This is a genomic window from Pseudomonas sp. GOM6, assembly GCF_029537485.1.
Lineage (GTDB): Bacteria > Pseudomonadota > Gammaproteobacteria > Pseudomonadales > Pseudomonadaceae > Aquipseudomonas.
In genome coordinates this window covers 1-13,399 of the sequence record NZ_JARPUS010000010.1, presented here as the reverse complement: position 1 = coordinate 13,399, position 13,399 = coordinate 1, and the positions used below count along the sequence as shown (strand labels likewise).

The 13,399-nt window shown below is 63.5% G+C and carries 12 protein-coding genes; all 12 read left to right on the top strand.

The genetic code is table 11. The annotated features are described in order from the left end of the window. Positions 1-91: 91 nt before the first annotated feature. Positions 92-1,687 carry an isocitrate lyase gene (locus tag P7A97_RS12970; RefSeq protein ID WP_277690369.1) on the top strand — a complete coding sequence of 532 codons (1,596 nt, stop codon included), beginning with the start codon at positions 92-94 and terminating at the stop codon, positions 1,685-1,687. 435 nt (positions 1,688-2,122) lie between these two features. Next, complete coding sequence (locus P7A97_RS12965; protein ID WP_021700254.1) at positions 2,123-2,536, top strand: NADH-quinone oxidoreductase subunit A; 414 nt, start codon at positions 2,123-2,125, stop codon at positions 2,534-2,536. 10 nt (positions 2,537-2,546) lie between these two features. After that, the gene (locus tag P7A97_RS12960) at positions 2,547-3,224 is read left to right on the top strand and encodes an NADH-quinone oxidoreductase subunit B (protein WP_277690368.1); all 678 of its coding nucleotides are present in this window, start codon (positions 2,547-2,549) and stop codon (positions 3,222-3,224) included. 56 nt (positions 3,225-3,280) lie between these two features. Continuing rightward, on the top strand, positions 3,281-5,062 hold the full coding sequence (gene nuoC / locus P7A97_RS12955) for an NADH-quinone oxidoreductase subunit C/D (RefSeq protein WP_277690367.1): 1,782 nt from the start codon (positions 3,281-3,283) through the stop codon (positions 5,060-5,062). A 4-nt stretch (positions 5,063-5,066) separates the two neighbouring features. Continuing rightward, a complete protein-coding gene (nuoE, locus tag P7A97_RS12950) occupies positions 5,067-5,582 on the top strand; it encodes an NADH-quinone oxidoreductase subunit NuoE (protein WP_277690366.1) in 516 nt (171 codons plus the stop codon). Further along, on the top strand, positions 5,579-6,928 hold the full coding sequence (nuoF, locus tag P7A97_RS12945; RefSeq protein ID WP_277690365.1) for an NADH-quinone oxidoreductase subunit NuoF: 1,350 nt from the start codon (positions 5,579-5,581) through the stop codon (positions 6,926-6,928). Before nuoE ends, nuoF begins: the two co-directional genes overlap by 4 nt. An 89-nt stretch (positions 6,929-7,017) precedes the next feature. Further along, entirely contained in the window at positions 7,018-9,756 is a 2,739-nt protein-coding gene (nuoG, locus tag P7A97_RS12940; protein ID WP_277690364.1) for an NADH-quinone oxidoreductase subunit NuoG, read from the top strand. Then, positions 9,753-10,745, top strand: a complete 993-nt coding sequence (gene nuoH, locus P7A97_RS12935; RefSeq protein WP_277690363.1) for an NADH-quinone oxidoreductase subunit NuoH — start codon at positions 9,753-9,755, stop codon at positions 10,743-10,745. Before nuoG ends, nuoH begins: the two co-directional genes overlap by 4 nt. Positions 10,746-10,757: 12 nt before the next feature. Beyond that, positions 10,758-11,306, top strand: a complete 549-nt coding sequence (nuoI, locus tag P7A97_RS12930; RefSeq protein ID WP_277690362.1) for an NADH-quinone oxidoreductase subunit NuoI — start codon at positions 10,758-10,760, stop codon at positions 11,304-11,306. Positions 11,307-11,316: 10 nt separating this feature from the next. Continuing rightward, positions 11,317-11,826: an NADH-quinone oxidoreductase subunit J gene (gene nuoJ / locus P7A97_RS12925; RefSeq protein WP_277690361.1), complete on the top strand. Its 510-nt coding sequence runs from the start codon at positions 11,317-11,319 to the stop codon at positions 11,824-11,826. After that, entirely contained in the window at positions 11,823-12,131 is a 309-nt protein-coding gene (nuoK, locus tag P7A97_RS12920; protein ID WP_076429156.1) for an NADH-quinone oxidoreductase subunit NuoK, read from the top strand. The genes nuoJ and nuoK overlap by 4 nt, the downstream gene beginning before the upstream one ends. After that, on the top strand, positions 12,128-13,399 hold a 1,272-nt coding region (nuoL, locus tag P7A97_RS12915), incomplete at its 3' end, for an NADH-quinone oxidoreductase subunit L (protein WP_277690360.1). The genes nuoK and nuoL, both read left to right, overlap by 4 nt.

The following is a 13,399-nucleotide window of genomic DNA, read 5'->3' as shown; positions in this document are numbered from 1 at the left end:
CGCCGTGTGTCGCCCGCAACACTGCAAGAGTTCTTGCACGGTGGTTCTGGGTGGGAAGTCGGTACCACACTCATACTTTGAAGGATTGACCATGTCCGCATATCAAAACGACATCAAGGCTGTAGCCGCCCTGAAAGAGCAGTACGGCAGCAGCTGGAGCGCGATCAACCCCGAGTCCGTCGCTCGTATGCGCGCCCAGAACCGCTTCAAGACCGGTCTGGAAATCGCTCAGTACACCGCTGACATCATGCGCAAGGACATGGCCGAGTACGACGCCGACTCGTCCGTCTACACCCAGTCCCTGGGCTGCTGGCACGGCTTCATCGGTCAGCAGAAGCTGATCTCGATCAAGAAGCACCTGAAGACCACCAACAAGCGCTACCTCTACCTGTCCGGCTGGATGGTTGCCGCCCTGCGCTCCGACTTCGGCCCGCTGCCGGACCAGTCGATGCACGAGAAGACAGCCGTCTCCGACCTGATCGAAGAGCTGTACACCTTCCTGCGTCAGGCCGACAGCCGTGAACTGGACCTGCTGTTCACCGCCCTGGACGCCGCTCGCGAAGCCGGCGACAGCGCCAAGGCAGCTGAAATCCAGTCGCAGATCGACAACTACGAGACCCACATCGTACCGATCATCGCCGACATCGACGCTGGCTTCGGTAACCCGGAAGCCACCTACCTGCTGGCCAAGCGCATGATCGAAGCGGGTGCTTGCTGCATCCAGATCGAAAACCAGGTATCCGACGAGAAGCAGTGTGGCCACCAGGACGGCAAAGTGACCGTTCCGCACGCCGACTTCCTCGCCAAGATTGCTGCCGTTCGCTACGCCTTCCTGGAACTGGGTATCGACAACGGCGTGATCGTTGCTCGTACCGACTCCCTGGGTGCCGGCCTGACCAAGCAGATCGCCGTGACCAAAGAGCCGGGCGACCTGGGCGACCTGTACAACTCCTTCCTGGATTGCGAAGAAGTCTCCGAAGACGCACTGGGCAACGGCGACGTTGTGATCAAGCGTGAAGGCAAGCTGCTGCGTCCCAAGCGTCTGCCGTCCAACCTGTTCCAGTTCCGCGCTGGCACAGGCGAAGACCGCTGCGTACTGGACTGCATCACCAGCCTGCAGAACGGCGCTGACCTGCTGTGGATCGAAACCGAGAAGCCGCACGTTGGCCAGATCAAGGGCATGGTTGACCGCATCCGCCAGGTCATCCCGAATGCCAAGCTGGTGTACAACAACAGCCCGTCCTTCAACTGGACCCTGAACTTCCGCCAGCAGGTATTCGACGCGTTCGTAGCCGAAGGCAAAGACGTTTCCGCCTACGACCGCGCCAAGCTGATGAGCGTCGAGTACGACGAGACCGAACTGGCTCAGGTTGCTGACGAGAAGATCCGCACCTTCCAGCGTGACGGTTCTGCCCACGCCGGCATCTTCCACCACCTGATCACCCTGCCGACCTACCACACCGCCGCTCTGTCGACCGACAACCTGGCCAAAGGCTACTTCGCCGACCAGGGCATGCTGGCCTACGTGAAAGGTGTTCAGCGTCAGGAACTGCGTCAGGGTATCGCCTGCGTCAAGCACCAGAACATGGCTGGCTCCGACATCGGCGACAACCACAAAGAGTACTTCGCTGGCGAAGCGGCTCTGAAGGCCAGCGGTAAAGACAACACCATGAACCAGTTCCACTAATAGGAACAGGCTCTGCGGCTCGCCGCAGGTGTAATCAAGCAAAGCCCCGGCAGCAATGCCGGGGCTTTGTCATTCCAGGGCAATTAAGCAGCTACTGGATCGCCACTCGCCCCCCCCCACTCACTTGCCGGCACTAACGAAGCGGCTGTAAACAATTTTCGACGACAACTTCTCTGGAAAATACTCAAGAGCCAGATGTATCTGCGGTGCTGACAGCTGTTCCGGCTTTGCCGGGCGCTAATTAGGCAGTACTAACTCGCCGCAGTTGTTTATATCGAAAACAAAATGACGCATTCGCGTTCATTTTTTTATTCGGAAAAATTTACTTACATGGGCGCAGGGGCATAAAATCGCGTCCACACTACTCCTCGATGCAGTCGCTACAGGCTGCAGCGAACATTAAAAGAAGCCGTCCCTTCCCCAAGGAGAACCGGCATGCCTGATGCGGTAACGACCATGTCCCATAACTGGGCTTTCGCTGTATTCCTGCTCGGAGTCTTCGGACTCATAGCCTTCATGCTTGGCCTGTCCAGCCTTCTGGGTAGCAAGGCCTGGGGCCGCAGCAAGAATGACCCCTTCGAATCCGGCATGCTGCCCGTAGGCAGTGCCCGTCTACGCCTTTCGGCAAAGTTCTATCTGGTCGCGATGCTCTTCGTGATCTTCGACGTTGAAGCCCTCTTTCTCTTCGCTTGGGCAGTCTCGGTACGCGAAAGCGGCTGGGCCGGTCTGATCGAAGCTACAGTTTTCATAGCAATTCTGTTGGCAGGTCTTGTCTATCTTTGGCGTATAGGCGCGCTCGACTGGGCGCCCGAAGGCCGTCGCAATCGGCAGGCGAAGCTAAAACAATGAGGCTTTGGCGATGCAATACAAACTTACACGGATCGATCCGGATGCTCCGAACGAGCAGTATCCGATCGGCTCGCGGGAGACCGTAGCCGATCCACTGCTAGAGGATGAGGTCCACAAGAACATCTTCATGGGCAAGCTCGAAGATGTGCTCAACGGTGCGGTGAACTGGGGTCGCAAGAACTCCCTGTGGCCGTACAACTTCGGTCTGTCCTGCTGCTACGTCGAAATGACCACGGCCTTCACCGCTCCGCACGATATCGCGCGTTTCGGTGCGGAAGTCATTCGTGCGTCACCACGCCAGGCCGACTTCATGGTCATCGCCGGCACCTGCTTCATCAAGATGGCTCCCGTGATTCAGCGCCTGTACGAACAGATGCTGGAACCCAAGTGGGTCATCTCCATGGGCTCGTGCGCCAACTCCGGCGGCATGTATGACATCTATTCTGTGGTGCAGGGTGTCGACAAGTTCCTTCCTGTCGACGTTTACATTCCCGGCTGCCCGCCGCGCCCCGAAGCCTTTCTGCAGGGTTTGATGCTGCTCCAGGAGTCGATCGGCCAGGAGCGCCGCCCGCTGTCCTGGGTTGTCGGCGATCAAGGCGTCTACCGCGCCGAAATGCCGTCGCAGAAAGAGCAGCGCCGCGCCGAGCGCATCGCTGTGACCAACCTGCGCAGCCCTGACGAAGTGTGAGCTGGCGCCCCGCGCCTGCTCACTGACGCCGTACACCGCCGATAGCGATCGAGACCATGACTGCAGACAGCATTCTGTCCGTTCCACCCTACAAGGCCGATGACCAGGATGTGGTCGTCGAGCTGAATTCCCGTTTCGGTGCCGAGACCTTTACCGTCCAGAGCACTCGCACCGGCATGCCGGTGCTGTGGGTCGCCCGCGATCGCCTGATCGACGTGCTGAGCTTCCTGCGCAACCTGCCGCGCCCCTACGTCATGCTGTACGACCTGCATGGCGTCGACGAGCGCCTGCGCACCCAGCGCCGCGGCCTGCCGGGCGCCGATTTCACCGTGTTCTACCACCTGATGTCGGTCGAGCGTAACAGCGACATCATGATCAAGGTCGCCCTCAAGGAAGGCGACCTCAACGTCCCCACCGTCACCGGCATCTGGCCCAACGCCAACTGGTACGAGCGTGAGGTCTGGGACCTGTACGGCATCACCTTCCAGGGCCACCCGCACCTGACCCGCATCATGATGCCGCCGACCTGGGAAGGTCACCCGCTGCGCAAGGACTACCCGGCGCGCGCCACCGAATTCGATCCGTTCAGTCTGACCCTGGCCAAACAGCAACTGGAAGAAGAAGCCGCGCGCTTCAAGCCGGAAGACTGGGGCATGAAACGCCACGGCGAGCACGAGGACTACATGTTCCTCAACCTCGGCCCGAACCACCCCTCCGCGCACGGTGCGTTCCGCATCATCCTGCAGCTGGACGGTGAAGAGATCATCGACTGCGTACCGGACATCGGCTACCACCACCGTGGCGCCGAGAAGATGGCCGAGCGCCAGTCCTGGCACAGCTTCATCCCCTACACCGACCGTATCGACTACCTCGGCGGAGTGATGAACAACCTGCCCTACGTGCTGTCGGTCGAGAAGCTGGCCGGCATCAAGGTACCGGACCGCGTCGACTTCATCCGCGTGATGCTCGCCGAGTTCTTCCGCATCACCAGCCACTTGCTGTTCCTGGGCACCTATATCCAGGACGTCGGCGCCATGACCCCGGTGTTCTTCACCTTCACCGACCGCCAGCGCGCCTACAAGGTGATCGAGGCCATCACCGGCTTCCGCCTGCACCCGGCCTGGTACCGTATCGGCGGCGTTGCCCACGACCTGCCGCGCGGCTGGGACAAGCTGGTCAAGGAGTTCGTCGACTGGCTGCCCAAGCGCCTCGACGAGTACACCAAGGCCGCCCTGCAGAACAGCATCCTCAAAGGCCGCACCATCGGCGTTGCCCAGTACAACACCAAGGAAGCGCTGGAATGGGGCGTCACAGGCGCCGGCCTGCGCTCCACCGGCCTGGACTTCGACCTGCGCAAGGCACGCCCGTACTCCGGCTACCAGAACTTCGAGTTCGAAGTGCCGCTGGCCCATAACGGCGACGCCTACGACCGCTGCATGGTCCGCGTCGAGGAGATGCGCCAGAGCATCCGCATCATCGACCAGTGCCTGCGCAACATGCCGGAAGGCCCGTACAAGGCGGATCACCCGCTGACCACGCCGCCGCCGAAAGAGCGCACCCTGCAGCACATCGAGACCCTGATCACCCACTTCCTGCAAGTCTCCTGGGGCCCGGTCATGCCGGCCAACGAGAGCTTCCAGATGATCGAGGCGACCAAGGGCATCAACAGCTATTACCTGACGAGCGACGGCAGCACCATGAGCTACCGCACGCGCATCCGGACGCCCAGCTTCCCGCACCTGCAGCAGATCCCCTCGGTGATCCGCGGCAGCATGATCGCGGACCTGATCGCCTACCTGGGTAGCATCGACTTCGTTATGGCCGACGTGGACCGTTAATCACATGAGCCAGACTACTGTTTCTTCGCAAAGCATGATCCAAACCGACCGCTTCGAACTCAGCCAGGCCGAGTACGACGCCATCGAACACGAAATGCACCACTACGAGGACCCGCGCGCGGCGTCCATCGAAGCCCTGAAGATCGTGCAGAAGCAGCGCGGCTGGGTGCCGGACGGCGCCATCTACGCCATCGCCGACATCCTTGGCATCCCGGCCAGCGACGTCGAGGGCGTGGCCACTTTCTACAGCCAGATCTTCCGCGTGCCGGTCGGTCGCCACGTGATCCGCGTGTGCGACAGCATGACCTGCTTCATCGGCGGCCACGAGAACCTGCTCGGCAGCCTCAAGGACAAGCTCGGCATCGTTCCGGGCCAGACCACCGCCGACGGCCGCTTCACCCTGCTGCCGGTGTGCTGCCTGGGCAACTGCGACAAGGCCCCCGCGGTGATGATCGACGACGACACCTACGGTAACCTCGATGCCAACGGCATCGCCCAGCTGCTGGAGAACTACGCATGAAGACCCTGACTTCCGTAGGTCCGATCAACAGCATCGCTCGTAGCGAAGAGACCCATCCGCTGACCTGGCGCCTGCGTGACGACGCCCAGCCGGTATGGCTGGAGGAATACCAGGCGAAGAACGGCTACACCGCCGCGCGCAAGGCCCTGAGCGAAATGGCTCAGGCCGACATCGTGCAGACGGTCAAGGACTCCGGCCTCAAGGGCCGCGGCGGTGCGGGCTTCCCCACCGGCGTGAAGTGGGGCCTGATGCCGGCCGACGAGTCCATGAACATCCGCTACCTGCTGTGCAACGCGGATGAAATGGAGCCGAACACCTGGAAGGACCGCATGCTCATGGAGCAGCTGCCGCACCTGCTGGTGGAAGGCATGCTGATCTCCGCGCGCGCGCTCAAGGCCTACCGCGGCTACATCTTCCTGCGTGGCGAGTACGTCGACGCAGCAGCCAACCTCAATCGCGCCATCGATGAAGCCAAGGCCGCCGGCCTGCTGGGCAAGAACATCCTCGGCAGCGGCTTCGACTTCGAGCTGTTCGTCCATACCGGCGCCGGTCGCTACATCTGCGGCGAAGAAACCGCACTGATCAACTCCCTCGAAGGCCGCCGCGCCAACCCGCGCTCCAAGCCGCCCTTCCCCGCCGCCGTCGGCGTGTGGGGCAAGCCGACCTGCGTGAACAACGTCGAGACCCTGTGCAACGTGCCAGCGATCGTCGCCAACGGCGTCGACTGGTACAAGACCCTGGCCCGCCCGGGCAGCGAAGACATGGGCACCAAGCTCATGGGTTTCTCCGGCAAGGTGAAGAACCCCGGCCTGTGGGAGCTGCCGTTCGGCATCCCGGCCCGCGAGCTGTTCGAGGACTACGCCGGCGGCATGCGCGACGGCTACAAGCTGAAATGCTGGCAGCCCGGCGGCGCCGGCACCGGCTTCCTGCTGCCCGAGCACCTGGATGCGGCCATGTTCGCCGGCGGTATCGCCAAGGTCGGCACCCGCATGGGCACCGGCCTGGCCCTGGCGGTGGACGACTCGGTCAACATGGTCTCGCTGCTGCGCAACATGGAAGAATTCTTCGCCCGCGAATCCTGCGGCTGGTGCACCCCGTGCCGCGACGGCCTGCCGTGGAGCGTGAAGATCCTACGCGCCCTGGAAAACAAGCAAGGTACCCAGCAGGACATCGACACCCTGCTTGGCCTGGTCAACTTCCTCGGCCCCGGCAAAACCTTCTGCGCCCATGCACCAGGCGCCGTCGAGCCGCTGGGCAGTGCCATCAAGTATTTCCGTCCGGAGTTCGAGGCTGGCGTATCCAGCTCGGCCACCCCGGCACCGTCGGTGCAGTTCGCGCCGGCCTGATGCATTCGCGCGGTGGCCAAGGTCGCAGCGCAACCGTGATTCCATTAGCCAAGCCCGCTTCGGCGGGTGAAAGAAGAAACCAAGAAACCATGGCCACTATCCACGTAGACGGCAAAGATTTCGAAGTCGATGGGGCGGACAACCTGCTACAGGCCTGTCTGTCCCTCGGGCTCGACATCCCCTACTTCTGCTGGCACCCGGCGCTCGGTAGCGTCGGCGCCTGCCGCCAGTGCGCGGTGAAGCAGTACACCGACGAGAACGACACCCGTGGTCGCATCGTCATGTCCTGCATGACGCCGGCGACCGACAACACCTGGATCAGCATCGACGACGAAGAGTCCAAGGCCTTCCGCGCCAGCGTCGTCGAGTGGCTGATGACCAACCACCCGCACGACTGCCCGGTGTGCGAGGAAGGCGGTCACTGCCACCTGCAAGACATGACGGTAATGACCGGCCACAACCAGCGCCGCTACCGTTTCACCAAGCGCACCCACCAGAATCAGCAGCTCGGTCCGTTCATTTCCCACGAGATGAACCGCTGCATCGCCTGCTACCGCTGCGTGCGTTACTACAAGGACTACGCCGGCGGCACCGACCTGGGCGTCTACGGCGCGCACGACAACGTGTACTTCGGCCGCGTCGAAGACGGCGTACTGGAAAGCGAGTTCTCCGGCAACCTCACCGAGGTCTGCCCGACCGGTGTGTTCACCGACAAGACCCACTCCGAGCGCTACAACCGCAAGTGGGACATGCAGTTCGCCCCAAGCATCTGCCATGGCTGCTCCAGCGGCTGCAACATCAGCCCCGGCGAGCGCTACGGCGAGATCCGCCGCATCGAGAACCGCTTCAACGGCTCGGTGAACCACTATTTCCTGTGCGACCGCGGCCGCTTCGGCTACGGCTATACCAACCGCGCAGACCGTCCGCGCCAGCCCCTGCTTCTTGATAAGAGCGGCGGCGAAACCAAGCTGGGCATCGACGCCGCGCTGGACAAGGCCGCCGAGTTGCTCAAGGACAAGCGCGTGATCGGCATCGGTTCGCCGCGCGCCAGCCTGGAAGGCAACTTTGCCCTGCGTGAGCTGGTCGGCGAAGCCAACTTCTACAGCGGCATTGGCGCCGTTGAGCTAGCCAACATCCGCCTGATCCGCGACGTGCTGCAGAACGGCCCGCTGCCGATTCCGTCGCTGCGCGAGATCGAGGATCACGATGCCGTGTTCGTTCTCGGTGAAGACCTGACCCAGACCGCCGCGCGCGTCGCCCTGGCCCTGCGCCAGTCGGTCAAGGGCAAGGCCACCGAAATCGCCGCCTCGATGAAGATCCAGGATTGGCACATGGCCGCGGTGCAGAACGTGGCCCAGGACGCGCTGAACCCGCTGTTCATCGCCAGTGTCGACGCCACCCGCCTGGACGACGTAGCCGAAGCCTGCGTGCACGCCGCGCCGGCCGACCTGGCGCGCATCGGCTTCGCCGTAGCCCACGCCATCGACCCGAGCGCCCCGGCCGTCACCGGCCTGGACGACGAGGCCATGGAACTGGTGCAGCTGATCGCCGACGCCCTGTTGGCCGGCAAGCGCCCGCTGATCGTCAGCGGCGCCTCGCTGGGCGAGAAGAGCATCGTCGAGGCCGCCGCGAACATCGCCCAGGCCCTGAAGAACCGCGAGAAGAATGCCTCCATTAGCCTGGTGGTGCCGGAAGCCAACAGCATGGGCCTGGCCCTGTTTGGCGGTGAATCCGTTGACGCCGCGCTGCAAGCGCTGACCGCAGGCAACGCCGACGCTGTGATCGTGCTGGAAAACGACCTGTACCGCCGCGCCGACGCCGCCAAGGTCGACGCCGCCCTCGCCGCCGCAAAAGCGGTGATCGTCGCCGACCACCAGCAGACCGCCACCACCGCCAAGGCCAACCTGGTGCTGTCCGCCGCCAGCTTTGCCGAAGGCGATGGCACCCTGGTCAGCCAGGAAGGCCGCGCCCAGCGCTTCTTCCAGGTGTTCGAGCCAAGCTACTACGACAGCAACATCCTCGTCCGCGAGGGCTGGCGCTGGATGCACGCGCTGCACAGCACCCTGCAAGGCAAGGCCGTGGACTGGACTCAGCTGGACCAGGTCACCGCCGCCGTCGCTGCCAGCAGCGCCGTGCTGGCTCCGATCACCGATGCCGCGCCGAGCGCTTCGTTCCGCATCAAGGGCATGAAGCTGGCGCGTGAGCCGCTGCGCTACAGCGGCCGTACCGCCATGCGCGCCAACATCAGCGTGCACGAGCCGCGTCAGCCGCAGGATCAGGACTCCGCCTTCGCCTTCTCCATGGAAGGCTATTCGGGCAGCAAGGAAGACCGTCAGCAGATTCCGTTCGCTTGGTCGCCGGGCTGGAACTCGCCACAGGCCTGGAACAAGTTCCAGGACGAAGTCGGTGGCCATCTGCGTGCCGGTGATCCGGGCGTGCGCCTGATCGAGTCGCAGGGCAAGACCCTGGCCTGGTTCGCCGTACCGGGCGCCTTCGCCCCGGCCCAGGGCACCTGGCAGGTCGTGCCGATGCATCACCTGTTCGGCAGCGAGGAGAACTCCTCCCGCGCTGCGCCGGTGCAGGAACGCATCCAGCCCGCCTACGTCGCCCTGGCCAAGGCCGAGGCCGATCGCCTGGGCGTCAATGACGGAGCGCTGATCAGCCTGACCGTCAATGGTGAGGCCCTGCGCCTGCCGGTGAAGGTCAGCGAAGACCTGGCCCTGGGCCTGGTCGGCCTGCCGGCCGGCTTCGCCGGCATTCCGGCGGCCATCGCCGGCGCTAGCGCGACCGCTCTCGGTGTTGCAGGAACCCAGGAGGCCGCGCAATGAGCTGGCTGACGCCCGAACTGATCGACGTCATCGTCGCCGTCCTTAAAGCCATCGTCATCCTGCTGGTGGTGGTGGTCTGTGGCGCACTGCTGAGCTTCGTCGAACGCCGCCTGCTGGGCTGGTGGCAGGACCGCCACGGCCCCAACCGCGTGGGCCCGTTCGGCATGTTTCAGATCGCCGCCGACATGATCAAGATGTTCTTCAAGGAGGACTGGACGCCGCCGTTCGCCGACAAGTTCATCTTCATCATCGCGCCGATGATCGCCTTCGCCGCCATGCTGATGGCCTTCGCCATCATCCCGGTGACCCCGACCTGGGGCGTGGCGGACCTGAACATCGGCATCCTGTTCTTCTTCGCCATGGCCGGTCTGTCGGTGTATGCCGTGCTGTTCGCCGGCTGGGCCAGCGCCAACAAGTTCGCCCTGCTCGGTGCCCTGCGCGCCTCGGCGCAGACCGTGTCCTACGAGGTGTTCCTGGCCCTGGCGCTGATGGGCGTGGTGGCGCAGGTCGGCTCGTTCAACATGCGCGACATTGTCGACTACCAGGCCGAGAACCTGTGGTTCATCATTCCGCAGTTCTTCGGCTTCTGTACCTTCTTCATCGCCGGCGTCGCCGTGACTCACCGTCACCCGTTCGACCAGCCGGAAGCGGAGCAGGAGCTGGCCGACGGTTACCACATCGAATATGCCGGCATGAAATGGGGCATGTTCTTCGTCGGCGAGTACATCGGCATCGTGACTATCTCGGCGCTGCTGGTGACCTTGTTCTTTGGTGGCTGGCACGGCCCGTTCGGCATCCTGCCGCAGATCCCCTTCATCTGGTTCGCCCTGAAGACCTGCTTCTTCATCATGATCTTCATCCTGCTGCGCGCGTCGATCCCGCGCCCGCGGTATGACCAGGTCATGGCGTTCAGCTGGAAGTTCTGTCTGCCGCTGACCCTGATCAACCTGCTGGTGACCGGCGCGCTCGTGCTGGCCGCGGCCCAGTAAGGAGAGAGAAACATGTTCAAGTACATCTGGGACGTGGTGCACGGCACCTGGACCCAATTGCGCAGCCTGGTCATGGTCTTCAGCCATGGCTTCCGCAAGCGCGACACCCTGCAATACCCGGAAGAGCCGGTGTACCTGCCGCCGCGCTACCGCGGCCGCATCGTGCTGACCCGCGACCCCGACGGCGAAGAGCGCTGCGTGGCGTGCAACCTGTGCGCCGTGGCCTGCCCGGTCGGCTGCATCTCGTTGCAGAAGGCCGAGACCGACGACGGTCGTTGGTACCCGGAGTTCTTCCGCATCAACTTCTCGCGCTGCATCTTCTGCGGCCTGTGCGAGGAAGCCTGCCCGACCACCGCGATCCAGCTCACCCCGGACTTCGAGATGGGCGAGTTCAAGCGCCAGGATCTGGTCTACGAGAAGGAAGACCTGCTGATCAGCGGGCCGGGCAAGAACCCGGACTACAACTTCTACCGCGTATCTGGCATGGCCATCGCCGGCAAGCCGAAAGGCGCCGCGCAGAGCGAAGCCGAACCGATCAACGTCAAAGGCCTGCTGCCCTAAGGAGAGGATGATGGAGTTTGCTTTCTACCTCGCCGCGGGTGTCGCCGTGGCATCTACTGTGATGGTCATTACCGGGACCAACCCGGTACATGCCCTGCTCAACCTGATCGTTTCCCTGCTGGCCGTGGCCTGCACTTTCTTTGCCCTGGGTGCGCCGTTTGCCGGCGCCCTGGAAATCATCGTCTACGCCGGCGCTATCATGGTGCTGTTTGTCTTCGTGGTGATGATGCTCAACCTCGGCCAGGAAGCCGTGGAGCAGGAGAGGAAATGGCTGACGCCGGGCATCTGGACCGGCCCCGCCATTCTTTCCGCCCTGCTGCTGGCGCAGCTGCTGTACGGCCTGTTCGCCAGCCCGAGCGGTGCCGCCATCGGCCTGGAAACCGTCGATGCCAAGGCCGTCGGCATCAGCCTGTTCGGCCCCTACCTGCTGGTCGTCGAGCTGGCCTCCATGCTGCTGTTGGCAGCGCTGGTTGCCGCCTACCACCTGGGCCGCCACGACGCCAAGGAGCCCACCGCATGAATGCCATTCCTCTGGAACACGGCCTGGCGCTGGCCGCCGTGCTGTTCAGCCTGGGCCTGATCGGCCTGATGGTGCGTCGCAACATCCTCTTCGTGCTGATGAGCCTGGAAGTGATGATGAACGCCACCGCCCTCGCCTTCGTCGTCGCCGGCAGCCGCTGGGTGCAGCCTGACGGCCAGGTGATGTTCATTCTGGTGATCACCCTGGCAGCCGCCGAGGCCAGTATCGGCCTGGCGATCCTGCTGCAGCTGTATCGCCGCTTCAACACCCTCGATGTCGACGCTGCCAGCGAGATGCGCGGATGAACCTACTATTCCTCACCCTGCTCTTCCCGCTGATTGGCTGGTTCCTACTGGCCTTCTCCCGTGGGCGTATTTCGGAAAACACCGCCGCCGTGATCGGCGTCGGCTCGGTCGGCCTGGCCGCGCTGAGCGCCGCCTGGGTCATCCTGCAGTTTCTCAGCCTGCCGGCCGGCGGCGTCTACAGCCAAACCCTGTGGCAGTGGATGAACGTTGGCGGACTGGCGCCGAACTTCACCCTGCACCTGGACGGTCTGTCGGCCACCATGCTCGGCGTGGTCACCGGCGTGGGCTTTCTGATCCACCTGTTCGCCAGCTGGTACATGCGTGGTGAAGAGGGCTACTCGCGCTTCTTCGCCTACACCAACCTGTTCATCTTCAGCATGTTGCTGCTGGTGCTCGGCGACAACCTGCTGGTGCTGTTCTTCGGCTGGGAAGGCGTGGGCCTGTGCTCGTACCTGCTGATCGGCTTCTACTACAAGCACGTGCCCAACGGTAACGCGGCGCTCAAGGCCTTTATCGTCACCCGTATCGGTGACGTGTTCCTGATGATTGGTCTGTTCATCCTGTTCCTCAACCTCGGCACCCTGAACATCCAAGAACTGATGGTGCTGGCGCCGCAGAAGTACGTGGCCGGTGACAGCTGGCTGTGGATCGCCACCCTGATGCTGCTCGGCGGCGCGGTTGGTAAATCCGCCCAGCTGCCGCTGCAGACCTGGCTGGCCGATGCGATGGCCGGTCCGACCCCGGTGTCGGCGCTGATCCACGCGGCGACCATGGTCACCGCCGGCGTGTACCTGATCGCCCGTACCCACGGCCTGTTCCTGCTGACCCCGGACATCCTCGAACTGGTCGGCATCGTCGGCGCCGTAACCCTGGTGCTGGCCGGTTTCGCCGCCCTGGTGCAGACCGACATCAAGCGCATCCTCGCCTACTCGACCATGAGCCAGATCGGCTACATGTTCCTCGCCCTCGGCGTGCAGGCCTGGGACGCGGCGATCTTCCACCTGATGACCCACGCCTTCTTCAAGGCCCTGCTGTTCCTTGCCTCCGGTGCGGTGATCCATGCCTGCCACCACGAGCAGAACATCTTCAAGATGGGCGGTCTGTGGAAGAAGCTGCCGCTGGCCTACGCCAGCTTCGTGGTCGGTGGTGCCGCCCTGGCGGCGCTGCCGCTGATCACCGCCGGCTTCTACTCCAAGGACGAGATTCTCTGGGAAGCCTTCGCCAGCGGTCACAGCGAGCTGCTCTACGCGGGCCTGGCCGGTGCCTTC